This window comes from Brevibacterium sp. Lmc1 (assembly GCF_057654315.1).
Window position 1 is genome coordinate 3,724,083 of the sequence record NZ_CM172803.1, and the last position, 24,822, is coordinate 3,748,904.

A 24,822-nucleotide genomic window follows, 5' to 3' on the forward strand; every position below is an offset into this window, starting at 1 on the left:
ATCGTCAGCGCCCGGAGGTGAGTTCGCGCTTTCGCCTGGAGGCGTCACGCAGCTGCATCCATCCGGCGAGGATGAACCAGATGAGGAACGGGTAGGACGCGGCTCTCTCGACGATGCCGACGGGCAGGTTCCAGGTCTCGGGAGCAGCCAAGAACAGTGCTCCGGCGAGACCGAACGCGCCCAGTCCGAGCGTGAGCCCGCCGAATTCGACGGGACCGATCCAGCGCTTCTCGGGCCAATGAGTCAAGGCGATGCCTGCGGCGAGCAGACCGAGATTCTGGATTCCGGATCCGCCGAAACCGAAGACAGCATGCAGAGTCGGATCGATATCGGCGGGGACCATCCCGGTTCCGGCCAACAGCATTCCGCCGGCGGCGAGTAGGAAGGATCCGCACCTGCCCCAGCGACTCGGGGCGATCCAGTCGTGCCAGATGAAGGCGATGATCGCGAGCATCGATCCGGCGATGATGGAAACACCGTTGACGAAGGGATGGGCCGGTGAGCAGACCTCGATCGGGGTTCCGACGTCTCCCCAGTCCCCGCATCCGGTCATCCCCAGATGGCTGATGGGCTGCTGAGTGAACGAATAGCCGCCTTCGGACATCAGTGCCGCGGGAATCTCGATGAGGATCGTGGCCATGCTGGCAAGCACGGCGAGGAGTGCCCATACCCGCTCGGGTTTGGGCGAAACGCGGATGGTGCCCGAACCGGCCACCTCTGCTCCTCCGTACGGCGACATCGGATGTTGTTCACGCTATCACTGCGCCTGCCTGAAACCTTCTGGTGAACCAGTCCGACCCCTGGCGTGTCGAGGCACAACAGTGGAAAAGTATTGACCATGGTCGATTACACGGTTCTCGCCGAACGCGCTTTCACCCTTCTGCAGGGACATCACCAGGACGAACCTCTCGTGCTGCCGACTGTCTGGGATGCCTGGTCGGCTCGTGCGATGGTCGACGTCGGTTTCAACGCTCTGAGCGTCGGGTCGCACCCACTCGCCGATTCGCTCGGCCACGGCGACGGTGAGCAGATGACGCTCGAGCAGGCGCTCGAGGGTATCTCGCGGATCACCTCCGCGGTGGATGTTCCCGTCACCGCGGATCTCGAATCCGGATACGACACCCCCGCTCCCGAGCTCGTCGCCGGTCTCCTCGAGGCCGGAGCGGTCGGTGTGAATATCGAGGACACGGTGCACAGTCGCGGCAGCATGCGCAGTCCCGAGGAGCATGCCGAATACATCTGGAGTCTGCGCCAAGCGGCCGAGGCTCAAAGGGTCCACGTCGTCATCAACGCCCGGACAGATGTGTTCAAATATCCCGGCGACTTCGAGGATCCCACCGCCGAGGTGGTTCGACGTCTGCGTCTGTGCACCGACGCCGGCGCGGACTCCGTCTACCCCGTCCGCCTGCCCGATGTGGGCACACTCAAGTCGATCCTCGCGCAGATCACTCTGCCGCTCAATGTCACCGCGCACCCGATCAAGGGCGCGGTGCCCGAAGAACTCGACCTCTCACAGCTCGCTGAGCTCGGGGTCGGGCGCGTGACCTTCGGTCCGCTTCTGCAGGCGGCGCTGACCGACTGCTTCGCGGATTTCACGCGCGCTTGGCAGTAGGGTCATCCCCCTGCCGTCGGCACTATTCACTGCAACTCACCTCCACCCATCACAAGAGGAGACGCAATGCCTGCCAACCCCCGCGAAGGCCAGCCGATCTGGATCGACTATGTCTGCCAGGACTTCGAGGCCGCCCAGAACTTCTACAATCAGCTCTTCGGCTGGGAATTCACCGACATGGGTGAGGACTTCGGCCACTACAACATGATCACGAAGGACGGAGGCAACGTCGGCGGCGCCATGCGAGCCATGAACATGGACGGCACCCCGAGTCCGGAGATGCCCACGGCTTGGTCGACCTACCTGCACACTGGGAACATCGCCGGAGTCCACCAGGCAGCGTTGGGTGCCGGTGCTGCGGACGTCGTCGGACCCATGCCCGTCGGCCCGCTCGGCCAGATGGCCGTCGTCGTCGATCCGACGGGTTCGCCCATCGGCATGTGGCAGCCCGGCGAGTTCTCCGGCTTCGATACTCCGCTCTCACCGGGAACTCCCGTGTGGTTCGAACTCATGACGACGAACTACCAGGCAGCGAATGATTTCTATGCCAAGGTCTTCTCATTCGACATCACTCCGATGGAGGGCTTCCCGTACTCGACGCACGGCGACGGCGACGATGCCGTGGCCGGAATCTGTGACGCCAGCGAATGGGCACAGAATTCCTATTGGCGCACCTACTTCAACGTCGAAGACGCCGATGCTGCGGCAGCGAAGGTGACCGAGCTCGGCGGCAAGGTGCTCGCCGGTCCGGAAGACTCCCCGTACGGACGCATCGTCACGGTCACCGATCCGGAAGGCGCGACGTTCCAGCTCCAGCAGAATCTGTGACCGTCAGCCTCGCCGAGGCGGCCCGGCACTGTTCTGGTCGACTGCCCTTCGGCAGTCGCTGATCCGGCTGTGACTGACACCGATCGTTTTGCACCGCTGCGGCGACGATTCCTCAGCCTGGGGCTCGGGGAGATCGTCGCCGCGGCGGTCTTCGCTGTCGTTCCGACGCGGCTCGCTTTTGTCGCGACCGATCGAGCCGAAGCAGCGCTATAGGCAGCGCTGTCCCCGCTGCTCTTCATCCTCGTCCAGGCCGGAATCTACTGGCTGATCGCTCGGCATCATCTGCCGGCCCCGATTCCAAGACCGGTCGCTCGAATCTATCGGTTTCTGCGCGTCATCAATCCGCTGGTGCTTCTCACCTCACTCATCGGCATCGTCGTCGCTTGGCCCGGCTTTTCGCTCAGCGCGGTTCTCATCATCGTCATCTGGCAGTTCGCTGCCGCCGAATACATCAACTATTTCCATGTCCGACTCTCCTACCCGTGGTCGAAGTGGACAGTGAAGGTCGGCCGCCGGTCAACTCCGCGCCTGGTCAGAGACCTGCAGAGGAGTTAGAGCTACCGCTGTAAGTCATCCAGCACGCTTGATGGTGAGCTTTGAAATCATGCGGTCGCTGAATAGTCTCAGAATGAACATCGCGACAGTCTCTGTATTTATGGCATCTTCATTCGCCGACGTTTAAGCTCGAAACCAACAAGCCGACGGCCGAGAGCGTCGCACGACTGGAAGTCAAAGAGAGCGGATCCATTTGGACATCAGCACGGAACTGAACGGCAGGATCGAATACATAGTAATTCCAGCGATTCAGAAGCTGCTTACTGATGCCGAATTCGAACAACTTACTATCGAATCTGAGGGGTCTAGGCTCGATCGATTCGTAGCGTCTATTCAGGCATGCGGAGAGACTCTCAGCGTCATCGTTTCAGATTCCTATATGTACGAAAACATGGATGAGGCGCGAGATCGATTCTTCGAAGATCTTCGAGATGAAATATCGGAGACCGAGTTCGGCTGGGGTCAGCTCCGGGACGGCTCGTCGAACTGACCTCAGGCCCGGAGTGCAAGGGCGAACGGCAGCACCGAGGTGGCTCCTGCCCGCCGCAGCAATCGTGCACAGACCGTCATCGTCCACCGCGAGACGACCTCGTCGTCGACCAGCAACACTGACTTCCCGGCCACTGCCTCCTCGACTTCCGGAGGAACAACGAAGGCCTCATAGAGGTCTTTGACGCGGAAAGCACTGTTGACATCAGGGGTGCCGTGATCGCCTACCTGGAGCAGTTCCCCGCCGTCCACGAGTCGGCCGGCCGCGGCGAGATTCGCGGCCAGAGACCGCACCGTCACTGGACGGCGATTGCTCGGGATCGATACGACCACCTCGGGGCGGGTGTTCCAGTCCCACTGCCCGAGCACTTCGAGGCACCATTTGCCGATCTGGCCGGGCACCTCGGCGTCGGGAGCATCGGGGGCGAGGAACGATCGCAGGCTCTGCCCCTGTCCGAGGTCGGAGAGGCGGGCGATGGCGCGTCCTTCCTCGGCGAGATCTTCGGCGGGGATCCGACCCTTGAGCGGAACCCCGATGTTGGCCAATCCACTAGGCCAGGTACTGCGCGGTTCGATGGGCAGGCCGATCTTGTGCAGGTTCCCGGCCGCCGCTTGGCGCTGTTCGTCGGAGATCTCGGCAGAGAACCACACTCCCGCACAGTTGTCGCAGCGGCCGCAGAGTTTCGGGTCGGGATCGTCGAGCTGACGGATGAGGAACTCCATCCGACACTGCCCGGTCGCCTCATAATCGAGCATGGCCTGGGCCTCTTCGGCTCGGACGGCCGCGACCTTCTCATAGCGTTCCCGGTCGTAGGTCCAGCCCAACCCGGTCGAGACGTACCCGCCTTTGACCTTCGACACCGCGTCTTCGACTTCGAGGGTCTTGAGCAGCAGGTTGAGACGGGAGCGTTTGGTTCCGACCAAAGTTTCCAAGCGGGCCACGGACAGGGGGCCGTCCGCCTCGGCGAGGGCTGCGAGCACGGCGTTCGCATCGTCCTGATTGGGCATCGACGCAGTCGCAAAGTACTCCCAGATCTGTTCGTCTTCCGCTCCGGGCAACAGCAGGACATCGGCGGAGTCTGTGGCGCGGCCGGCTCGGCCGACCTGCTGGTAGTAAGCCACGGCTGAGGAGGGCGCGCCGATGTGGATGACGAATCCGAGGTCCGGTTTGTCGAATCCCATGCCCAGCGCCGAGGTGGCCACCAGCGCCTTGATCCGATTGTCCTTGAGCTGCTGCTCGAGTTCCGCGCGTTCTTCGGCATCGGTCCGGCCCGTATAGGCGCGGACCTCGTGGCCTTGTTCGCGCAGCATTCGGGTGATGTCCTCGGCAGCGGAGACGGTGAGCGTGTAGACGATTCCGGACCCGGTGAAGTCGTTGAGATGGGAGGCCAGCCAGGCGATGCGGGAGCTGGCGTCGAGCCCTGGGAGGACGCCGAGGCGCAGGGAATCTCGGGCGAGTTCACCGCGGACGACTGTGGTGTCGTCGCCGAGCTGTTCGGCGACGTCGGTGACGACGCGGGAGTTCGCTGTCGCCGTCGTCGCGAGTACCGGGGTGTCACGTGGCAGTTCGGACAGAATCCGGCCGATGCGGCGGTAGTCGGGGCGGAAATCGTGGCCCCAATCGGAGATGCAGTGGGCTTCGTCGACGACGATGAGTCCGAGGAAGGCCAGCAGTTGGGGCAGCACTTCGTCGCGGAACTGCGGATTGTTCAGCCGTTCCGGGGAGACGAGGAGGACGTCGAGACTGCCGGCCTTGAGGTCCTCGAGCACGGAATCCCATTCGGTGACGTTCGAGGAGTTGAGACTGGCGGCACGGACTCCGGCACGTTCGGCCGCGGCGATCTGGTCGCGCATGAGCGCCAGCAGCGGGGAGATGATGAGACTCGGCCCGGTGCCCGAGGCCCGGAGCATCCGAGTGGCCACGAAGTACACCGCTGACTTGCCCCACCCGGTGCGCTGGACGACGAGGACGCGTTTCTTCGCCTGCACGAGGTCGCGGATGGACTCGAGCTGGCCATCGCGGAACTGCGCTTTCGGGTTCGCGGTGAGCTCGGCCAGGATCCGCTGCGCCTCGATCGCGAAATCGTCAGGGGCGCCGGGTGAGCCTGCAACCGGTGGGGATGTCGGGGTGGATTCCGTCATGGGGCCAGTCTAGGTGGAGGGTGTGACACGGCAGGCCCATCCCCCAGTTGGCCTGGGCAAAGCATGTCCTTCACTTTGCCTTTGCTGCGGCTCCTCAGCGCAGCGCCAGCTCGATGCCCAGGGTGGCGAGCACTCCGAAGAGGACGCCCCAGAGGATGATCGAGATGACCTGCCAGAAGGCTACGACATTGCGGTTCGCACCGAAGCCGACCATCGCTGACGAGGTGATCTGCGAGGGCAGGAGCGTCTGGCCGAGCAGCGAGACTCCCGGCACGCCGAATTTGTCGAACATGCGCTTGAGCCGCTGTCGTTTCGGCTTCTCCTCGACCTCTTTGTTCTTCGTCGCCTTGTCGCGGATGGCACCGGCCCCATAGACGAAGGCGAGCATTGAGATGACGTTGCCGATGATGGCCATGAGGATGGCGACCACGGGGTGGAGTCCGATCGCGACGCCGATGACAGCGCCGAAATACGACTCGACGAAAGGGATGGCCGAGACGAGCAGAATGCCTGCCCACTGCAGCCAGTCGGGGATGTTTCCGGCGAATTCCTGCAGACTGTCGATCATGAGGGCTCTCTCTTCTTCTGTTGGGGTCCTCTGGTCGGGTCAGCACACTGTTCCTGCCGCGCCGCATCGGCGCCTTGGCACACCGTACTAGTACAACGTACTATACACTGAGTTGAAGCATCGTTGTCAATGAAGCGAGGAGTCACGGTTGTCGAAGCGAGATGAAATCGTCGCCGCAGCCATTCGCCTGGCTGAGGGGTCGCAGCCTGGGCATGCGAACCTCAGTGTGCGCGCCGTGGCCAAGGAAGCAGGGGTCGGACCATCGACTCTGCGCCACTACTTCCCCACCCAGGCAGACCTCCACGAAGCAGTCGCTCGGCGCTCCATCGACACCGTCGTCAAGGACTTCTCCATCGCTGATGCGAACCGCGACCCGGCCAACCGGCTCTATGAGTGCTGCGCCCAGTTCCTGCCGACTCATGAGCATCGAGATGTGCAGCTCGAAACCTGGTTCTCCATGCACTTGCATGCCCTTGGAGCGGAGAAGCGGGCAGTGTCCCGGCGCCTCCTCGAACACGGTCACCGTGTCACCTATGACAGCCTGCATCGCTGGCTGAATCTGCTCGCCGAGGAGGGGCATCTCGACCCGACTGAGGTGGCGCCGACCGCCACAGCACTCTTCACCACCGTCGACGGCATCGCCCTGCACTCGATCATCTCTCCCGAGACCATGACCGTCGACGCCGCACATGAGCAGGTCAAGTGGACGATCAGCAAGCTCCTCAGCTCCTGAGCGGATCAACAGAGGGCAGTTCAGCTCCGCCCCCGAATCACCGCATGACGGCGGCCGCGCGACGCAGTGCGTCGGTCAGTCGGGAGAGCTTGTCCGAGGCCAGAGTCCAGTGGTGCCAGTACAGCGGCACGTCGATATGCGGCTCCGCGCCGATCTCGACGAGGTCGGCTTCGAGACCGTCGAGCTGCATAACCGGCACCATCCCCCACCCGAGGCCTGCCTCCACGGCGGCCGCGAACTCCGCTGAGCCCGGCACGACGGACATCGGGGGCCGGCCCTCGACTCCGCAGCGCCTGAGGAACTCGAACTGCAGATCGTCGTCCTGTCCGAAATTCACCATCGGCAGTCTGGTCAGATCCGCCTCGGTGCCGGTGGAATGCCGATCGAACAGGAAGCGTTCGGCCACGGCGGTGTAGCGCATCGTCCCGAGCTCGGCGACCGACGTCCCGTACCCGCCGGTCGCGGTCGAGGTGATCGTGCCGAGCACTTCTCCCGAGGCCAAGAGCGGCAGCGCCTTGTCCTGATCGACCATCTCGATGCGGACGACGGCATCGTCCCAGCCGGCCGCCTCGGCGAAGATCGGGCGAAACCATGTCGCCATCGAATCGGCGTTCACCCCCACCCGAAGCACCGTGGGCTCACGACCCCGGTCACCGGATCCGCCCAGCCCGAGGGAGTCGGCATCGATGCCGTGCAGCCGGTCGAGCGCCTCGGACTCGAGCAGCTCAACCTGCCGAGCATAACGGAGGATCGCCTGCCCCGCCTCGGTGACGGTGATCGGGTTCGTTCGTCGGATGAGCACCTGCCCGAGGCGGGACTCGAGTGTGCGGATGCGCTGGCTCGCCGCCGAGGCGGTGATGCCGAGAACGAAGGCCGCCCCTTCGACGGTGCCTTCGTCGACAGCGGCGGCGAGCGCCTTGACGTGATCGATGTTCATGAAGTAATTGTGCATCAGATCCATATTCTGTTGTTTTTCTTCTGAACTATCGGTCTCTACTGTTGAGTCCGTGTTCACTCATCTCGTCACCGGACTCCTCACCGGCTGGTCCCTCATCATCGCCGTCGGCCCGCAGAACGCACTCCTGCTGCGGCAGGGGATCCGGCGCGAGCACCTCGGCGTCGTCGTCACCATCTGCATCGTCGCCGACGTGCTGCTCATCGCAGCGGGCACGGTGGGGATCGGGGCGATCGTTCTGCTCGCGCCGTGGGCGCTCGAAGTCCTGCGCTGGCTGGGCGTGGCCTACCTGCTGTGGTTCGCGTGGACGAGCCTGAAATCGGCGCGAGAAGCCACCGGGCTGAAGGCGGACACTCATCAACGGTCTCTCAAGTCCATCATCGTCACCACTCTGGCGCTGACGTTCCTCAACCCCGGCGTCTACATCGACACCGTCGTCATGCTCGGCAATCTCGCGAATCAGCAGGGTTCGGACGGGGTGTGGCCGTTCACATTCGGGGCAATGCTCGGCTCGATCAGCTGGTTCCTCGTCATCGGCTACGGCGCCCGTGGGCTCTCCCGTTACTTGGGGCGGCCGCGAGTCTGGCAGGTCCTCGATGTCATCATCGCCGTCGTGCTCGTGCTGCTGGCCGCGCGGCTGGCGCTGGGATAGCAGGGAAGTCGCCGCGGTGGGAGCTGTGGCTCGGGTCGGCATGCAGACGGAGGCTCCGCGGTCGTGTCGGAGCCGAGCGATACCGTCGCAGACATGGATCCCCGCATCGACCTGCCACTGCGTTCTGTGGCCGAGCATGCCCTGTCTCCTCCGAAGCTGAGTCCCTGGCTGCGTGATCTGCCGGCCGTTCGCGACGTTCTGTCCGGCTTCGAGTTCGATCGGACGACCGTCTTCGTCGGCGAGAACGGCTCGGGCAAGTCGACCATCATCGAGGCCATCGCCACGGCTCTTGACCTCCCGCACGGCGGCGGCTCAGATTGGGAGGTGCGCGATCACGTCGAGGCGCCTCCCGAGCTGAGTGAACACCTGCAGATCGTGCGCGGAGCGACAACGAATCGCAGCGGATTCTTCCTTCGCGCCGAAACGATGCACGAGAACATGGCCTATCTCATGGGCGTCGGCTCGATGCGCGGCCATCATTATGCCCGGCGATCGCACGGCGAGATGTTCGTCGACATGCTCACAAGCCGTTTCATGGAGCTAGGACTGTGGATCCTTGACGAGCCGGAGAGCGCGCTGTCGTTCACGGCCTCGCTGACTCTTCTGCAGCTCATCCGCGAACGCCAGCGGAAGGGCCTGCAGACCGTCATGGCCACCCACTCCCCCATCCTCGCCCGGGCCGACAACGCGAAGATCGTCGAGGTCGGCGACTGGGGACTGCGCGAATCCGCGTGGGAGGACCTCGACATGGTCGATCACTGGCGCCGTTTCCTCCACGACCCGCAGCGATACCTGCGCTACCTCGACGACTGAGCCGCCGCCTACGCCCGCAACGCCAGAGGCGACCCACTCCTTACTCTGCTGACACGCGCAGTTTGCACCCGGGAGACCCCCCAAACACCTCGGCGATGGTTGCTTGATCACCTCCCAACTGGATTTCGCTGGATTGTTTGGTCGATCCACGGCGTTTCGCCCAGCGAAAACACCGTGGATCGACCAAACAAATGCGCCGACAGCGTCTGGCATCCGCAACGGGCCACGCCCGCGCTGCGACGCCCGCGCTGCGATCAGGCCTGTAAGTCCGCAGCAGCCCTGTGTCCCGCAACAACTCTGCAGCCCGCACCCCAAGGCACGACCCTGCAACCGGCCCGGCCTACAGCTGCAGACTCGGGTGGAGCTGAGTGAGCGTGACCATACGCTTGCGGCTGCAGACCACGGTTGTGGCGACCAGACAGATTGCGGTCATCAGCAGCAGGACCACGGCCGCCTGCGCGGCGATGAACATGTCACCACCGGCAACCAGTGTGCGCAGACCGCTGACCGCGTGCGTCATCGGCAGGAACGGCGAGATGATCTGGAAGATCTTCGGCGCCGTCTCCACCGGATAGGTTCCGCCTGCCGATGCGATCTGCAGCATCAGCAGAACCAGGGCAATCAGCCTGCCGACACCACCCAAGGCCGCGACACACAATTGGTGCACGGAGTGGAAACAGGCCGCCACGAGCATCGAGAACAGCAGCGTCCACAACCACGAGCCGGCCGAGAAGTCCAAGGTGAAGGCGAGGATCGCATAGAGGACCGCAACTTGGGCGATGCCGAACAGCAGCCCGGGAACGTAGCCGGCCCATGCGATGCGCGACGAGGTGGCCGATGAGAACAGTGCTCGGTATGGGATGGCGTTGAGCACCATGTAGGTGATCATTCCGCCGATCCACAGAGCCAGGGAGACGAAGAACGCAGACAGTCCTTCGCCATAGGCATCGACGGCGTTGTCCTTGACCTTGTCTGCATCGACGGGAACCGCCACGACATCCGAACGGTTCTCCCGGTCCTTCTTGTCGTAGGTCGGGATCTGTTCGAGTCCTTTCTCCAACCCGTCGGCGAGTTCTCCGGAGCCGTCATCAAGCTTGCCCGCACCCTTATCGAGTTCGGTTGACCCGTCGACGAGCTGCTCCGATCCGTCCTTGAGATCACCGGCTCCGTCCTTGGCCTTCGCCGTGCCGTCCTTGAGCTGGACGGCCCCGTCATGCAGGTCACCGGCACCCTTGGCGAGCTTGCCCGCTCCGGCGTCGAGCTTGATCAGTCCGGAGTGGAGGTCATCGGCACCGGTCGCGACCTTCTGCGCTCCGTCGTCGAGCTGACCGATCTTCTTATCGGCCGTGCGGATCTTGTCCATCACGCCGTCGACCGCGTCGGTCAGCTTGTCCTCGAGGCTCTTGGCTTCATCCTTGGCATCGGAGGCGCGCTGGTGTGCGGAATCGAGGTCCTCGCCGAGGCCGTTGGCATCCTCGGCGAGTTTCTTGACGTTCGGGTCGTCCGGATAGTCCTCCTGCAGCTGCTTGATCCGGTCGTCCATGTCCCCGCGCACGGTGGTGCGGGCGTCGTCGAAGTCCCCTTCGGCGCGCTCGAGCTTCGGTCGCGCTCCGTCGACGACGTCATCGGCCTTGCGTTTGACGTCCTCGGCTTTCTTCGTCGCCTCATCGGCGGTATCTCGCAGCTCTGAGGTGCCGTCGGCGACCTGCCCGGCACCGTCGGCGAGTTTCTTCGAGCCGTTCTTCGCTTCGGTGGTGGATTTCGCCAGGGTATCGGCCCCGTCGGCGAGGTCGCCGCTGCCCTTCTTCAGCTCGCCCGCACCCTTATCGAGGTCGATGAGCCCGGTCTGCAGCGTTCCGATTCCTTTGTCGAGCTTCGTCGTCCCGTCCACGAGCTCTCCGGTGCCGTCGTGGAGTTGGCCTGCTCCGTCGTGCAGGTCGGACGCACCGTTTGCAGCTTTCTCCGTCTCCGAATGGATGTCGTTGAATCCGAGATAGACCTGGTTGACGTACTCGGCGGTCGTCGTCTTGCTCAGTCCGCCCTTGATCTCGGAGAGGATGGTCCCGGCCACCTGTCCGACGATGAAGTTGTGGGCGTCGTCGGTGCGCAGCCGCAGCCCTGCCTGCTGCGGATCGTCACCTCCGGTCGACACGAGCATCTCGGAGAAGTCCGAGGGGATCTCGAGGACCGCGAAGTATTTCCCTTCGGCCAGTCCCTCGTCGGCTTCCTCTTGGCTGGTCTCCTGCCAGTCGAATCCGCCTTCGCCCTTCGGCGTGATCTCGTCGACGAGTTCCTGACCGGCGTTGAGCTTCTCTCCGTCCGAGTCGGGCTTCTCCGCGCCGGTATCCTCGTTGACGATTGCCGCCTGCAGCTTGTCGAGGTGCTCGGTCGGGTTCCAGTTCGAGGCGAGGTACAGCCCGCCGTAGATCGACGGGATGACGATGATGACGATCATCGCCAAGCGCGTGATCGTGTGGCGTTTGAATCGTGAGAGTTCTAACCAGGGCAGGGAGAACATTCGGGAATCTCCTCGGATTCGTATACGTGGGGCAGGCAGTTCAGTGTTTGGACCCGCGATGAGCGGGAGGGTGGGGCGGCAGTTCGAGTTCGACCAGCGACGGCTCCGCGCGGAAGCCGAGCGATCTGGTGGCGATGTCGAGTTCGCTCGAGTCCTCGCAGGAGACGATGACCGTGAGCGGGTTCTCGGGATCCCGTGATCTGCGCAGCTGCTGGTAGATGAGGATCCCGGCCCAAGCACGGGCTCGGTCGGCGGATTCGCGCAGGTAGTCGATGTTGTCGATGACGACGACGGGTGGGCGGCTGAGGCTCGCCAGCCCGAATTCGAGGAAGAATTTCTGCAGCTCACTCAGCTCGGAGACGAATACCTCTCCGTCATCGTCGATGAGGAAGTCCGCGCGCTGGGCGTCCTGCTTCGAGAACGTCCCCGGCGGGAGTTCGTCAATGATCTCCGTAGCCGTGGTGAAGGTGTCCCGGATGAGACCGATGACCTCACGCAGGGTCGATTTCGACGCCCACGGCTTGTACCAGGGCTGGAGCATGATCTGTCGTTCGGCGACGTGCTGCGCAACCGTGAAATCGTCCTCAAGGTCCGTCAGCCCGCCGATATGTCCGACCGCAACCTGCCCGCGCACGTTGCGGGCCTGCTTGCGGATATCGATATCGCCGAGGCGGCCCTCCCCCGCGGAGACCCGCATCCTTCCAGCCAAGGACAGGAGGAGAGAGGTCTTCCCGCTGCCGGCGGGACCACGGACGACAGCGATGGCACCGGTCGGCACCTCGAGGTCGATATCGGTGAACACATCGCCCTGTTTGCCGGACAGCGACCAACCGTGCAGCGCGACCGCTGGCGCGTCGATGTCGGTGTCCTCGGCGAGAGTGTCCGTTGTGCTCTCCATAGCCATCGCTCCCAATCGTCTGTGCCCTCGTCGATCCGGTCAGTGCCGGATAATTCTGCACCGCGCAGGTGACTGCAGACTACGCCACCACCGGCACGTGAGGTTGTGGAGCGGGCGACTCCACGCGAAGTTACCCATTGGTAACACCAGTGAATTCTCTCATGAAAATGACGCGAGAGTGACTCGAGAAGACCCAGATGTCACGAATTGCACATCGATTCGCTGGACAGAGGCCATCGGGCGGACTCTCGGGTGGCCTCTCGGTGGGGACCGCGGAACGGTTCAGGAGGGCGGGACTGCAACGCGGTTTCAGGGGTGGGGTCGTACTATCGAAGACGTCGATGTCCCTCGACACACGACGACGAGAATGAGGAGCGGATGAGCACGGCCGATCGCAACCTCACCGGACTGCACAGACGGTGGGGGCTGAGCCCTTCGACGCTGGCTCCCGGATGTTTCGCCTCGGTGATGGCGACCGGCATCGTGTCGATCGGTGCCGAGCTCAAAGAGCTGCACTCGCTGTCAGTGGGTCTGTTCTGGATCGCCGTCGCTCTGTAGGTGTCCTTCACCGTACTCACCGTGGTGCGGATCCTCCGATATCCAGAAGCTGTCCGCGCCGACCTGCATGATCCCTCCCGGGCGTTCGGGTTCTTCACCGCTGTGGCAGGCACGAATGTCCTGGCGACGGGGCTCGTCGGTTTCGGCTTGATCCCGCTGGCCCTCGCCTTCTTCGCTCTCGGCGGTCTGCTCTGGCTGGTGCTCGGGTACGGGATTCCCTTCACCGCGATCCTCGGGTCGAGCACACGGCCGGTATCTGCAGGGGTGAACGGCACGTGGCTTGTGTGGGCGGTGGCCGCTCAGTCAGTGGCGGTGGTCGCCGCGAGCCTGGGGATCGAGCTTCCGAACACCGCATATCTCGAGCCCTGTCTGGTCGCATTCCTCGCGCTCGCGGCGGTGGTCATGTGGGCGGTTGGACTGGCGCTCTACGTCGTCTGCGTGATTGCGATCGGCGTGCGCGTGCTTCGGCATCGGTTCGGGCCCAAGGACCTCGATGCTCCGTATTGGGTGACGATGGGGGCACTGGCAATCACGACCGTTGCGGGTTCCCGGATTCTCGATCTCGGCGACGCTCCCCTGCTCGAAGCGACACGTGTACTGGTCGGCGCCTCCTCGGCGCTGCTGTGGGCGATCGCCACGTGGCTCGTCCCGGCGCTCGTCGCCGCAGGAGCCTGGAGGCATGCCGTCCACCGGGTGCCGATGACCTATTCGGCCGGGCTGTGGAGCATGGTGTTCCCAGTCGGCATGTACGCCGTGGCGAGCATATACCTGGGCCGGTCGGATCATGTGCCGGCGATCGAATGGATCGGGATCCACTGGTACTGGATCGCACTGACCGTCTGGGCGATCGTCTTCGTCACCATGGTCACGTCATTCGTCAGAACCCTCCGCAGTCGCTGACCGCTCGGACCTCCTCGGCGGGGTCTTCGCAATCCGTCCTCTTGGCAACACAACGCCCCGTCAGTGTCATCTCGCACCATTGCAATGGTGCGAGATGACACTGACGGGGCGTTATGGTTGCGCAGCTGTGTTACGTGTCAGCAACTAGACGTGATGCTCCGCCCGAGCACAGGCGCCGCAGTCAGACCTCGAAATCAGACGTCGAAGCGCTGACCCTCGGGCTTGGGCGGCATGATCTCCATAACGAGCACAACGATTCCGCCGATAGAGGTCAGGGTAAGCAGGTAGAAGAGGCCGGAGAAGCCTGCATCGTGGAGGCGGCGCCAGGAGACAGCGATCGACGGCACGATCGTGGCCAGGACAAACACGCCGAGAAGGACCCCTCCGATGCCCATCAGTGCAATGCCACCGCCCGAGGGCGCCCCGCCCCCGTAGGGATCGGCAGAAGCAGACGCCGCCATCATCACCGCTCCGATGATGACAAGAATGTAGGGCACCAGCGCAACGAGAACGCAGAACAGCGTCGCCCACCAGAACTCGCTGCGCGAGGCGCGCCCGCTGAACTTCGCGTAGTTCTTGAAGAAGCGCTTGACGGCCTGGCCGAAGGAAGCGCCGTAGAGCGGCAGTGAGAGGTCATCGGGGCTGGCGGCACCGCGTGGCGCTCCACCGAAGCCCTGCCCTCCATAGCCCTGGCCGGCGGCACCGGGAGCTCCTTGACCGGGTGCGCCGGAGTTGTATGCTGCATTCGCGTCGTAGGACATGATGACCTTCATTTGTAGGTGACGTTTCCGATCGCGCTCCGACGTCGATGGGCCGAAAATGCTCAGCCGATCTTCAGGAAGCGCGCACTCTATTCTGCACCAGGCATTCCATCGATCATGTGTCGAACCGGTTTCAGATCTGCAACACAGCGCATGATTCACTCATTTGTCATGGTCCGGACACGGAAACGGCGCCCGAGGAATGATTCCTCGGACGCCGTGATCCGCGAGCCGCTGCCGCTTCGAAAAGGCTCGACCTCGTCGACGATCGGCACTGCCTGCAGGCGAGTTCGCCTCAGGCGTCGCCTCCGGTGAGGGCATAAGCCTCGTCGACCGACGACTCATCGATATGCCCGTCGACGCGACGCAGCTTCTTCCAGCCGAGCGAGATGACGACGACCGACAGCAGCACGGCCCCCGCACCGAAGAGGTACGGAGAACCCGCACTGATCGATTCCGACACCGCACCGGCGACGATCGGCGCAACGGCACCGCCGATGAAACGCACACCCGAATAGGTCCCCGAGGCGACCGGACGAGGCAGGTCGCTGACCTCCATCGCCGATTCCGTGAACACCGTGTTGAGCACGCCCAGAAGCATGCCCGCCACGATGATGCAGACGATGATCCCGGCCAGCGATTCGACGAGAAAGGACATCACGCCCAGAAGCACGGCCAGTGCGACCAGGGTGACGATGAGGCTGCGACGACGTCCGATCCGCTTGGTCAGCACGGGAGCACCGAACACTGAGGTGATCGCCACGCAGATGCCCCAACCGAAGAAGACGTAGCCGAGGCCCATGGCGCCGAAGTCCTCCATGCCCAGCTTCGCGGCGGCAGCCTCGACAGGGAACGGGCTGTAGGCCAGCAGGATGAAGAAGCCGAAGTTGTAGAGCAGAGCGGAGACGCCGAGGATGGCGACACCCGGACGGGCGAGCGCACGGAACGTAGCGCTGAGCTTGATCGGCTCCGCCGAGGCCCCATTCGAGCTCGTTCCTCCCGGCAGCAGCACAACGATGGCGATGAAGCCGATGGCCATGAGGACTGCGGTGCCGAAGAACGGTCCGCGCCAGGAGATGCCGCCGAGCAGTCCGCCGAGCAGCGGGCCGGTGGCGATGCCGACGCCGAGAGCCGCCTCGTAGAGGATGATCGCCTTCTCAGCACCACCGGACGCGGCACCGACGATCGTCGACAGAGCGGTGGAGATGAACAGCGCGTTGCCCAGCCCCCAACCGGCACGGAAACCGATGATCTGGTCGACGGAACCGGAGAATCCAGCCAGAGCCGCGAACGCGACGATGAGCACGAGACCGATGAGCAGCGTGGTCTTCGCACCGATGCGCGAAGACAGGAAGCTCGTGAAGAACATCATTCCGCCGGTGATGAACAGGTAGCTGGTGAACAGCAGCATCGATTGGGCGGGGGTGGCGTCGAGCTCGGCCGAGATGGCCGGCAGGATCGGATCGACCAGGCCGATGCCCATGAAGGCGATGACCGCGGCGAACGCGACCGCCCAGACGGCACGCGGCTGGCGAAGGATCGACGCTCCCGCCCCGGAATCGGCGGGTGTTTCGTCCCCTGTTGTTTCGTTGTCTGCTGACGCTCTCATCTGCTGGTCGCGTCTCCTTTCCTATGGTGCGTTCCGCTTGCGAAGTCCGATTCGGAAGCGTGGTTGAAAAAATGAGGTGTGTGCTGCGGCTAGCCCGCGGCCGAGTCGGAGTCCGATTCGTCGGCGGGTTCGTCGACGCCGTCGACCGGGTGGCGGTCCTTGAGGAAGTCCGAGACCAGCCCGAGCGCACGATCGACGCTCTGCCTCTCCTCGACGCTCAGCGACTCGAAGTAGGGCTGCATCTGCTCGATCATGATCGACCGGTTCTCCGCCAGCCTCGCCCGTCCGGCTTCGGTGAGAGAGAACTGCGACGCCCGGCCGTCCGTGGGACTGGGTTCGCGCACGACGAGTCCGGCTTCTTCGAGTTTGGCGAGGAGTTTCGTCGCCGCGGGCTGAGAGCTCAGATATCCTTGCGCGAAATGGCCCACCCGTACGGGCTGATACTGCTCGACGACTGCGAGCGCACGCAGCGCCGCCAGCGAGTTCTCATTGCCGATCACTCGTCGAAACGCTCTGGTCAGGCGCGACGAGACGACAACGAGCCGCGACACGAGTTCAGCCGAATCCACATCATCCATAACTTATTTATATACCCAGGTTATGCAATTCGGCAAATCGTGGTCACCGCGAGCGCCTTCGCGTCGCTCGCGAACGCCGGCCCGCCCGGACCACGGAGACACTCCACCCCATCCGCACGCAAAACCGCTCCCACCCCGCCCAGGTGTCACCATGTGACGGACCTCACGGCCGCCTCGGTGATGGTCATGCTACTCTGGCCTCACATGTTCCGGGGACGGTGAAATTCCGTACCGGCGGTCATAGTCCGCGAGCCGCTCGCATTCGTGCAGGCGGTTGATTCGGTGAAATTCCGAAACCGACAGTCAGAGTCTGGATGGGAGGAGCATGGTGGCCTCGGCCGCTGTGTCTGGTGCAATCGACCGCACCGTCGCACGCGACTGAGACGCCCTGATGGTTGCACCCGCAATATCCTCCCTCCCGGCGAAGGCTCGGGAGGTTTTTTTCATGGGCGCGCAGCCAGGCGACGCAGCGGAATTCACGGACCTCGAATCCGCGGCGATGACCGCTGCCCTGGGTGCGGCCCGCGAAGGTGTTCGCGGAGCGAATCCGCTGGTGGGCGCGGCAATCCTGACAGCCGACGGCCAGATCGTCACCGGTCACCACGGAGGTGCGGGCACTCCCCACGCCGAGGTGGACGCGATCACCACCGCCCACGACCTCGACATCGATCTGACCACCTCGACACTGTTCGTCACGCTCGAGCCCTGCGCCCATCACGGCCGGACCGGCCCCTGCACCGAGGCGATCATCAACGCTGCGATCCCCTCCGTCGTCTTCGCCTCCCCCGACTCGAATCCCTTGGCCGCGGGCGGCGGACAGACCCTCGCCGAGGCGGGGTTGACGGTCCGTTCGGGACTGCACGAAGAGGACTCCCGCGCACTCAATGCCCGCTGGGTCCGGTCGACGGCCGAGGCCCGCCCGTTCGTCTCGGCGAAGATCGCACAGAGCCTCGACGGGGCCGTCGCCGCCGCCGATGGAACCAGTCAGTGGATCACCTCCGCGGAGTCTCGCGCACACGCTCACGAGGTCCGGGCCCGAGTCGACGCCATCCTCGTCGGCACCGGCACCGCCGTGGCCGACGATCCGCGTCTCAATGCCCGCGGCCCGGACGGAATCTCACTCGACGACCAGCCGCGGCCCGTCGTGCTCGGCACCTCGGAACTGCCGGTCACATCGTTTCTCGCCCTCAATCCGAACACTCTGCAGCTGCGCACCCACGATGTCCGTGCGGCCTTGGACGAACTGTACGCCGCCGGAGTGCGCCACCTCCTCGTCGAAGGCGGGCCGACGGTGCTCGGCGCGTTCTTCTCCGCGGGTGTCGTCGACGAGGTCTTCTGCTATCAGGCTCCGCTGCTCATCGGCCCCGGCCGCAGCAGCGTCGACGGCTTGGACATCGGCACCCTGTCCGAGGCGCTGCAGCTGATCCCCGACGACACGGAGACACAGGCGGTGTCACGGCTCGGCCCGGACTTCCTGCTGCACTTCACAACTGCGGATCCGGAACCTACCGAAACCGGCTCCCCCGAACCAGGTACGTAGCCGCCGCACTCCCCCAACCACCACCGACCACCGCCTGAAGAATCTGGAGTCACATGTTCACCGGAATCATCGAAGAACTCGGCACCGTCGAGTCCATCGAGCACACGAACGATTCGGCAGCGATCACCATCGACGCCGGCCCCCTCGTCGCCGACCTCGACCTCGGCGGCTCGCTGTCCGTCAACGGAGTCTGCCTGACTTCGACGAGGCAGCCCACCGAGCAGCGTCCCGGCCTATTCACCGCCGAGGTCATGGGCGAGACCCTGCGCCTGACCGGGCTCGGCTCCTTGGTCACGGGCGACCGCGTCAACCTGGAACGCTGCACGCCCGCCTCGGGGCGCTTCGACGGGCATGTCGTCCAAGGACACGTCGACGGACGCGGCGAACTCCTCAACCGCATCGACCGACCCGACTGGTCGACCCTGCGCATCGGGATCCCGAACGACCTCGCACCGCTGACCGCGATCAAGGGGTCGATCGCGCTCAATGGTGTGTCGCTGACGCTGACGGCCGTGTCCGAACCGAGCGCACCCTCGGCGTGGGTGGAGGTCGGCCTCATTCCAGCCACCCTGGCACACACGACGTTCGGCGAGCTGCCGGTAGGCGCGGCCGTGAACGTCGAGGTCGACGTGCTCGCGAAGTACACCGCACGCCTCCTGTCCTTCCGCACCGATGGCGGCGCCGCCGACGCGGTCCCCACTCACTCGAGCCCCGCCTCGGCGGGCTCATCACCTTCGAACAGCACCCAGCAAGGAGTCGATCATGACTGATCCCATCGCCCACGCCAGCCGCCTCGATCCCATAGACGCGGCCATCGCAGCCGTCGCCGCCGGCCGACCCATCCTCGTCGTCGATGATGAGGACCGGGAGAACGAGGGCGACCTCATCATGGCCGCCGAGTTCGCCGACCCCACGACGATGGGCTTCTTCGTCCGGCACACCTCGGGCGTCATCTGCGCACCGATGACCGCCGACCGAGCCGCGTCCTTGCGTCTGCCGCCGATGGTCACCGACAACGAGGATCCGAAGGGCACCGCCTACACGGTCAGCTGCGACGCGGTCGGGGTGACCACGGGCATCAGCGCCGCCGAACGCGCCGAGACCGGTCGAGTCCTCGCCGCCGCCGGTCCGGATCCGACTGCGATCTCGCGGCCCGGCCACATCTTCCCGCTCATCGCCAAGGACGGCGGGGTCCGCGAACGTCCAGGTCACACCGAGGCCGGAGTCGAGTTCGCGCGCCTGGCCGGTGCTCAGCCGGTGGCGATGATCGCCGAGGTGGTCCACGACGACGGTTCGATGATGCGCTTCGACGCGGTGCGCGACTTCGCCGACGCCCACGACCTCGTCATGGTCTCGATCGAACAGCTCATCGCCTACCTCGAGCTGCGTGACGCGGATGAGTCCAACGACTCCGCGGCGTCCGTGTCTTCGCCTTCGGACGATTCCCGCACTGAGGCGGCCGCCTCGGTGAACATCGCCGGTGCCCCTGGTGGGGACGAATCGGTTGAGGCGACCGCGGAGGTGGCTCTGCCGTCGGAGCACGGCAGCCTGCGGGCCCGCGCGTTCACGATCAACGGGCATGACCACCTCGGCGTGTTTGCGGGGTCCCCGGATTCCGACTCAGCGGGTCCGGCACCTCTCGTGCGGCTGCATTCGGAGTGCCTGACCGGGGACGTCTTCGGTTCGCACCGGTGTGACTGCGGTGAGCAGCTCGACCTGGCGCTCGGCCTCATCGCCGAACACGGCGGGGCGGTGCTCTACCTGACCGGGCACGAGGGTCGCGGAATCGGGCTGAGCAACAAGCTGCGCGCGTACGCCCTGCAGGATCAGGGGCGGGACACCGTGGATGCGAACCGGGACCTCGGGTTCACCGACGACGCCCGCGACTACCGTGCCGCGGCGACGATCCTGCGCTCGCTCGGGTTGACTCGCATCCGCCTGCTCACGAACAACCCGGCGAAGACCTCGGCTCTCGAAGAGCTGGGCATCACGGTCGAAGCTGTGGTTCCGCTCGAGGTCGCGGCGCGGCCGGAGAACACGCACTACCTGGCCACGAAGCGCGAACGCATGCACCATGTGCTCTCGCTGCCGGAGGTCACGGGCACATCCGGTACGAGCGCGGGCACAGCCGGGGCCGTCGCCAGCTGAACCTCGGCCCCACACAGAGACACGAACCAGGCTCTTCCCAGCCTTCGAACAAAGGACACGATCATGGCTCATTCCGGAGCACCAGAACTCACCGTCGACGCCGCTGACCTGCGCGTCGCCATCGTCGCCGCCTCCTGGCACACCCAGATCATGGACGGGCTCGTCGACGGGGCCCAGCGCGCCGCCGCCGAGGCCGGAGCCGAAGCCACGCTCGTCCGCGTGCCCGGCAGCTTCGAACTGCCCGTCGCCGCGGCCCGCCTGGCACCGCACTTCGACGCGGTCGTCGCTCTCGGAGTCGTCATCCGCGGCGGCACCCCGCACTTCGACTACGTCTGCCAAGCCGCCACCGACGGCCTCAACCGGGTCGCCATCGACTCCGGCAAGCCGGTCGGATTCGGCGTCCTGACCTGCGACACCGAACAGCAGGGACTCGACCGTGCCGGGCTCGAAGGCTCGGTCGAGGACAAGGGACATGAGGCGATGACCGCCGCTCTCGTCACCGCTCAGGCCCTGGCGCCGTACCCTCAGATCTGAGCAGGGCTGAGTGGCGGGGGCTCCTCGGGTGAGCGGGTCGGCCGACCTCGGCTTCCTCAGACCGATCGGATCGCAGAACCTGCTTCCCCAGAGATAAGTGTGCGCAGATTGCCCGTGTGGGTGTGGCGGTTTCTAGGTTCTAGTGCAACACCCGGTCTGACCAGCACTATCAGACCGGGTGTTTCCACTGAACGAAGGAACACCCCCATGACCACGCACTACAGACGTCCACGGCTGCCCTTCCACGTCCTCGACGAACTCTTCTGGCTCCTCCTCGAAGGCAGACCACGATCAGCGATCGCTGACCACCTCGGCATCAACCTCAACACCGTCACCCGGTGGGCGCGGCGACTCGGCCTGCCCAAAGGCAGGACCGGCAGAATACTGTCCATGCCGACCACCATCGTTGCTGCCCCGGCACCACCACGACCACCTGCCTACCGCCACCTGACGATCGCCGACCGAATGACGATCCAGGCTGGCCTGCAATCAGATCCGCCATTGTCGATGAGAACCATCGCGACTCAACTCGGTGTTGCTCCGTCAACCGTGTCCCGAGAGATCCGCCGCAACCGACTCATCCAATACGACAGAATCAGCCCACACCCGGTCTACAGTGCCGCCGGCGCCCACGGCCGCACCTATGCCCGACAGGCACGCAAGAAACACCGTCGCACACGTCTCGAGGATCCGTGGCTGCGGGCTCACGTGATCAACGGGCTCAACGACAAGTGCTCGCCCGAACAGGTCGCCGGTAGGCTTCGGCGTGACTACCCTGACCGGAAGGACCTGCACGTGAGCCACGAAACGGTCTACCAAGCTCTCTACGTCCAAGGACGCGGATCCCTGCGTCACGAGCTGGCCGTGGTCAAAGCCCTCCGATCGGGACAGACGGGAAGGAAGCCACAGTCGAAGCTGCCGCGTCGGTCCAACCGTCCCTGGCTCGATGGTGCCTTGTTGACCGACCGTCCCTCACAAGCTGCCGACCGCACTGTTCCTGGCCACTGGGAGGGTGATCTCGTCGTCGATTCCCACGCCGGTGGCCTGGTGACCGTCTTCGAACGCCGGTCCCGGTTCTCCTTGATCCGGAAACTGCCGAACAACCGCGAATCGGTCACCGTCACCGGACTAGTCCAGGACATGATCGCTTCCCTGCCGGAAGCGTTGTTCTCGACTCTCACGTGGGACCAGGGTCAGGAGATGGCTGAGCATCTGCGGATCACTGTCGCCACCGATTGCCAGGTGTACTTCTGCGACCCGCACTCACCCTGGCAACGACCGACGAATGAGAACTCCAACGGTCTCGTTCGGGACTACTACCCGAAGGGCACGGTCTTCGATGAGTCGGTTACTGACGAGGAGATCCAGGCGATGCAGGATCAGCTCAACCGCAGGCCGCGGAAGGTCCTCGGGTTCGCGACCCCGGCCGAGGTCCTGGCTGATCTGTTGCATGAGCAGGTAGCCTGAGACCAGCCCACTGTTGCACTAGAACACTGAGCCCACCTGTCCCAAGTGGCAATCTGCGCACACTTATCGTGCTGTGCGGCAGGTTGCGCCGGCGGCGCAGGCCCGCGACCTGACTCAACTCAGAAGAGTTGGCGGATGTTCGTCCGGGCGAGGTCGATGAGTTCGTCGCCCTTGCCCGAGAGCACCGTGCGGATCGCGTAGAGAGCGAAGCCCTTGGCCTGCTCGACGGTGATCGACGGCGGCATCGACAGCTCCTGGCGTTCGGTGACGACGTCGAGGACCGCGGGCCCCGGGTAGGCGAGGAATTCCTTGACGACCTTCGGCAGGTCCTTGGACTTCTCGACACGGAATCCCTTGATCCCGACCGCCTCGGCGATGGTGGAGAAGTCGGGATTGTCGAGGTCGGTACCGAAGGTGACGAAACCGGCCGCCTTCATCTCGAGCTCGACGAAGTTGAGCGACGAGTTGTTGTACACGACCGTCTTGACCGGCAGCTTGTTCTGCGTGAGCGTGATGAGCTCACCGAGCAGCATCGACAGTCCGCCGTCACCGGCGAGCGCGATGGTCTGCCGGTCCTCGAACGCCGACTGCACGCCGACGCTCTGGGACAGGGCGTTGGCCATCGACCCGTGGCTGAAGGAACCGATGAGGCGGCGTTTGCCGTTCATCGTCAGGTAGCGGGCGGCCCACACCACGGGTGATCCGACGTCGGGGATGAAGACGGCGTCGTCATCGGCCATCTCGTCGAGGAGGCGCGTCAGGTACTGCGGGTGGATCGTCCGCTTCGACGGTGTGGCCAGTTCGTCAAGGTCCTTGCGGGTCTTCTGATAGTGCTTGGTCAGGGACTTCAGATGCGTGCTGCTGCGGTTGGCCTTGATCTTCGGCAGCAGCGCCTCGACGGTGTCGGCGACCGTTCCGACGAGCGGAATGTCGACCTTCGTGCGCCGGCCGATCTGGGATCCGCGCACATCGACTTGGATGACAGTGGCGTCCTCGGGATAGAACTGCTGGTAGGGCAGGTCGGTGCCGAGCATGAGCAGGGTGTCGCAGTCCTTGAGCGCGGCGTAGCCGGAGGAGAATCCGAGCAGGCCGGTCATACCCACGTCGTAGGGATTGTCGGGTTCGACGAATTCCTTGCCGCGCATCGTATGGACGATCGGGGCCTGGAGCTTCTCGGCGATGGCGAGCAGCTCATCATGGGCGCCCTCGGTGCCGGCGCCGGCGAGGATCGTCGTCTTCTTGCCCCTGTTGAGTGCCTTGGCCGCGGCTTCGACCTGGGAATCCGCGGGGATCATGTGCGACGGGTAGGCCTTGACCACCTCGGCGGCGGCATCGATGTCGGCCAGGCCGACGTCACCGGGGATGACGAGGACGGCCACGCCGCGCTTCTCGATGGCTTCTCGCATGGCGATGCGCAGCAGGCGGGGCATCTGCTCAGCCGAGGAGACGTTCTCGACGTAGACGCTGCAGTCACGGAACAGCTCGGTCGGGTGGGTCTCCTGGAAGTAGTTCGAGCCGATTTCATCGCTGGGGATCTGTGCGGCGATGGCCAGCACGGGAACTCGCGAACGCTGGGCGTCGAAGAGCCCGTTGATGAGGTGGAGGTTGCCGGGTCCGCAGCTGCCGGCGCAGACCGCGAGCTCACCGGTCAGGGCGGCCTCGCCGCTGGCGGCGAAGGAAGCGGCCTCCTCGTGGCGGACGTGAACCCATTCGAGTTGCGGGTTCACGCGGAGGGCATCGGTGAATCCGTTGAGCGAATCTCCCGGGATGCCGTAGACGCGCTTGACTCCGCTCGCGACGAGGGTATCGACGATGTTTCTGGCGACGGTGGGCATTGACTTCCTTCCGTTGAACCATGGCACCGGGGTGCATTCACAGCCCCGGCAGGGGGCGCGGCCCACGCTTGGGGCCTTGACCGCGCTTTCAGTCTAGCCCCGAAGTCCATCAGGGCGGCTGTCCGATTC

24 protein-coding genes and 1 riboswitch are annotated in these 24,822 nt (G+C 64.6%); of the genes, 14 read left to right on the forward strand and 10 right to left on the reverse strand.

The window, feature by feature from the left end; all coding sequences use genetic code 11:
- Positions 1–4: 4 nt before the first annotated feature.
- Positions 5–739, reverse strand: a complete 735-nt coding sequence (locus tag AC239G_RS16735) for a DUF998 domain-containing protein (RefSeq protein ID WP_181272224.1) — start codon at positions 737–739, stop codon at positions 5–7.
- A 99-nt stretch (positions 740–838) separates the two neighbouring features.
- Between AC239G_RS16735 and AC239G_RS16740 the strand changes: the two genes are divergently transcribed.
- From AC239G_RS16740 to AC239G_RS16755, 4 genes are all read left to right on the forward strand, one after another.
- Positions 839–1,612: an isocitrate lyase/PEP mutase family protein gene (locus AC239G_RS16740; protein ID WP_482400834.1), complete on the forward strand. Its 774-nt coding sequence runs from the start codon at positions 839–841 to the stop codon at positions 1,610–1,612.
- Positions 1,613–1,678: 66 nt separating this feature from the next.
- Positions 1,679–2,440 carry a VOC family protein gene (locus tag AC239G_RS16745; protein WP_181272222.1) on the forward strand — a complete coding sequence of 254 codons (762 nt, stop codon included), beginning with the start codon at positions 1,679–1,681 and terminating at the stop codon, positions 2,438–2,440.
- Between the two features lie 348 nt (positions 2,441–2,788).
- Positions 2,789–2,995: a hypothetical protein gene (locus tag AC239G_RS16750; protein WP_219922496.1), complete on the forward strand. Its 207-nt coding sequence runs from the start codon at positions 2,789–2,791 to the stop codon at positions 2,993–2,995.
- Positions 2,996–3,188: 193 nt separating this feature from the next.
- A complete protein-coding gene (locus AC239G_RS16755; RefSeq protein ID WP_181272221.1) occupies positions 3,189–3,485 on the forward strand; it encodes a hypothetical protein in 297 nt (98 codons plus the stop codon).
- A gap of 2 nt (positions 3,486–3,487) precedes the next feature.
- Here AC239G_RS16755 and AC239G_RS16760 read toward each other — a convergent pair whose 3' ends face one another.
- Entirely contained in the window at positions 3,488–5,626 is a 2,139-nt protein-coding gene (locus tag AC239G_RS16760) for a RecQ family ATP-dependent DNA helicase (RefSeq protein ID WP_487489343.1), read from the reverse strand.
- Between the two features lie 94 nt (positions 5,627–5,720).
- On the reverse strand, positions 5,721–6,194 hold the full coding sequence (locus AC239G_RS16765) for a hypothetical protein (protein WP_139467908.1): 474 nt from the start codon (positions 6,192–6,194) through the stop codon (positions 5,721–5,723).
- 148 nt (positions 6,195–6,342) lie between these two features.
- Here AC239G_RS16765 and AC239G_RS16770 point away from each other — a divergent pair, with 148 nt between their 5' ends.
- Positions 6,343–6,927 (forward strand): TetR/AcrR family transcriptional regulator, encoded by a 585-nt coding sequence (locus tag AC239G_RS16770; protein WP_139467907.1) that lies wholly within the window; start codon positions 6,343–6,345, stop codon positions 6,925–6,927.
- Positions 6,928–6,964: 37 nt separating this feature from the next.
- Here AC239G_RS16770 and AC239G_RS16775 read toward each other — a convergent pair whose 3' ends face one another.
- Positions 6,965–7,864: an ArgP/LysG family DNA-binding transcriptional regulator gene (locus AC239G_RS16775; protein WP_139467906.1), complete on the reverse strand. Its 900-nt coding sequence runs from the start codon at positions 7,862–7,864 to the stop codon at positions 6,965–6,967.
- A 70-nt stretch (positions 7,865–7,934) separates the two neighbouring features.
- Here AC239G_RS16775 and AC239G_RS16780 point away from each other — a divergent pair, with 70 nt between their 5' ends.
- Both AC239G_RS16780 and AC239G_RS16785 read left to right on the forward strand, forming a co-directional pair.
- Positions 7,935–8,534 carry a LysE/ArgO family amino acid transporter gene (locus tag AC239G_RS16780; protein ID WP_181272219.1) on the forward strand — a complete coding sequence of 200 codons (600 nt, stop codon included), beginning with the start codon at positions 7,935–7,937 and terminating at the stop codon, positions 8,532–8,534.
- Positions 8,535–8,627: 93 nt separating this feature from the next.
- A complete protein-coding gene (locus AC239G_RS16785; protein ID WP_458311606.1) occupies positions 8,628–9,347 on the forward strand; it encodes an AAA family ATPase in 720 nt (239 codons plus the stop codon).
- 340 nt (positions 9,348–9,687) lie between these two features.
- On the opposite strand, the gene AC239G_RS16790 is transcribed toward AC239G_RS16785, so the two are convergent.
- Together AC239G_RS16790 and AC239G_RS16795 are read right to left on the reverse strand one after the other, a co-directional pair.
- Positions 9,688–11,865, reverse strand: coding sequence for a YhgE/Pip domain-containing protein (locus AC239G_RS16790; protein WP_139467903.1), 2,178 nt, complete (start codon positions 11,863–11,865; stop codon positions 9,688–9,690).
- Between the two features lie 40 nt (positions 11,866–11,905).
- On the reverse strand, positions 11,906–12,763 hold the full coding sequence (locus AC239G_RS16795) for an ATP-binding cassette domain-containing protein (RefSeq protein WP_458311607.1): 858 nt from the start codon (positions 12,761–12,763) through the stop codon (positions 11,906–11,908).
- Between the two features lie 378 nt (positions 12,764–13,141).
- Here AC239G_RS16795 and AC239G_RS16800 point away from each other — a divergent pair, with 378 nt between their 5' ends.
- Together AC239G_RS16800 and AC239G_RS16805 are read left to right on the forward strand one after the other, a co-directional pair.
- Positions 13,142–13,321, forward strand: a complete 180-nt coding sequence (locus tag AC239G_RS16800; RefSeq protein ID WP_487489344.1) for a hypothetical protein — start codon at positions 13,142–13,144, stop codon at positions 13,319–13,321.
- Positions 13,322–14,221: a tellurite resistance/C4-dicarboxylate transporter family protein gene (locus tag AC239G_RS16805; RefSeq protein ID WP_487489345.1), complete on the forward strand. Its 900-nt coding sequence runs from the start codon at positions 13,322–13,324 to the stop codon at positions 14,219–14,221.
- A 194-nt stretch (positions 14,222–14,415) separates the two neighbouring features.
- Here the strand turns inward: AC239G_RS16805 and AC239G_RS16810 are convergent, their stop codons facing one another.
- The 3 genes from AC239G_RS16810 to AC239G_RS16820 all read right to left on the reverse strand — a co-directional run bounded on the left by AC239G_RS16810 (position 14,416) and on the right by AC239G_RS16820 (position 17,169).
- Positions 14,416–14,982, reverse strand: a complete 567-nt coding sequence (locus AC239G_RS16810) for a DUF805 domain-containing protein (protein WP_172171800.1) — start codon at positions 14,980–14,982, stop codon at positions 14,416–14,418.
- Between the two features lie 295 nt (positions 14,983–15,277).
- Positions 15,278–16,591, reverse strand: a complete 1,314-nt coding sequence (locus AC239G_RS16815; protein WP_487489346.1) for an MFS transporter — start codon at positions 16,589–16,591, stop codon at positions 15,278–15,280.
- Between the two features lie 89 nt (positions 16,592–16,680).
- Complete coding sequence (locus AC239G_RS16820) at positions 16,681–17,169, reverse strand: MarR family winged helix-turn-helix transcriptional regulator (protein ID WP_139467898.1); 489 nt, start codon at positions 17,167–17,169, stop codon at positions 16,681–16,683.
- Positions 17,170–17,370: 201 nt separating this feature from the next.
- A riboswitch (FMN riboswitch) is annotated at positions 17,371–17,499 on the forward strand.
- A 115-nt stretch (positions 17,500–17,614) separates the two neighbouring features.
- On the opposite strand from AC239G_RS16820, the gene ribD reads away from it, so the two are divergent.
- From ribD to AC239G_RS16845, 5 genes are all read left to right on the forward strand, one after another.
- Entirely contained in the window at positions 17,615–18,709 is a 1,095-nt protein-coding gene (gene ribD / locus AC239G_RS16825) for a bifunctional diaminohydroxyphosphoribosylaminopyrimidine deaminase/5-amino-6-(5-phosphoribosylamino)uracil reductase RibD (RefSeq protein WP_487489347.1), read from the forward strand.
- 53 nt (positions 18,710–18,762) lie between these two features.
- Positions 18,763–19,479: a riboflavin synthase gene (locus AC239G_RS16830; RefSeq protein ID WP_139467897.1), complete on the forward strand. Its 717-nt coding sequence runs from the start codon at positions 18,763–18,765 to the stop codon at positions 19,477–19,479.
- Positions 19,472–20,857, forward strand: a complete 1,386-nt coding sequence (ribA, locus tag AC239G_RS16835) for a GTP cyclohydrolase II (RefSeq protein ID WP_181272217.1) — start codon at positions 19,472–19,474, stop codon at positions 20,855–20,857. Before AC239G_RS16830 ends, ribA begins: the two co-directional genes overlap by 8 nt.
- A 63-nt stretch (positions 20,858–20,920) precedes the next feature.
- Positions 20,921–21,391 carry a 6,7-dimethyl-8-ribityllumazine synthase gene (ribH, locus tag AC239G_RS16840; RefSeq protein WP_139467895.1) on the forward strand — a complete coding sequence of 157 codons (471 nt, stop codon included), beginning with the start codon at positions 20,921–20,923 and terminating at the stop codon, positions 21,389–21,391.
- Between the two features lie 207 nt (positions 21,392–21,598).
- Positions 21,599–22,858 carry an IS30 family transposase gene (locus tag AC239G_RS16845; RefSeq protein WP_139470450.1) on the forward strand — a complete coding sequence of 420 codons (1,260 nt, stop codon included), beginning with the start codon at positions 21,599–21,601 and terminating at the stop codon, positions 22,856–22,858.
- Positions 22,859–22,977: 119 nt separating this feature from the next.
- Here the strand turns inward: AC239G_RS16845 and poxB are convergent, their stop codons facing one another.
- On the reverse strand, positions 22,978–24,693 hold the full coding sequence (gene poxB / locus AC239G_RS16850; RefSeq protein WP_487489348.1) for a ubiquinone-dependent pyruvate dehydrogenase: 1,716 nt from the start codon (positions 24,691–24,693) through the stop codon (positions 22,978–22,980).
- Positions 24,694–24,822: the final 129 nt, after the last annotated feature.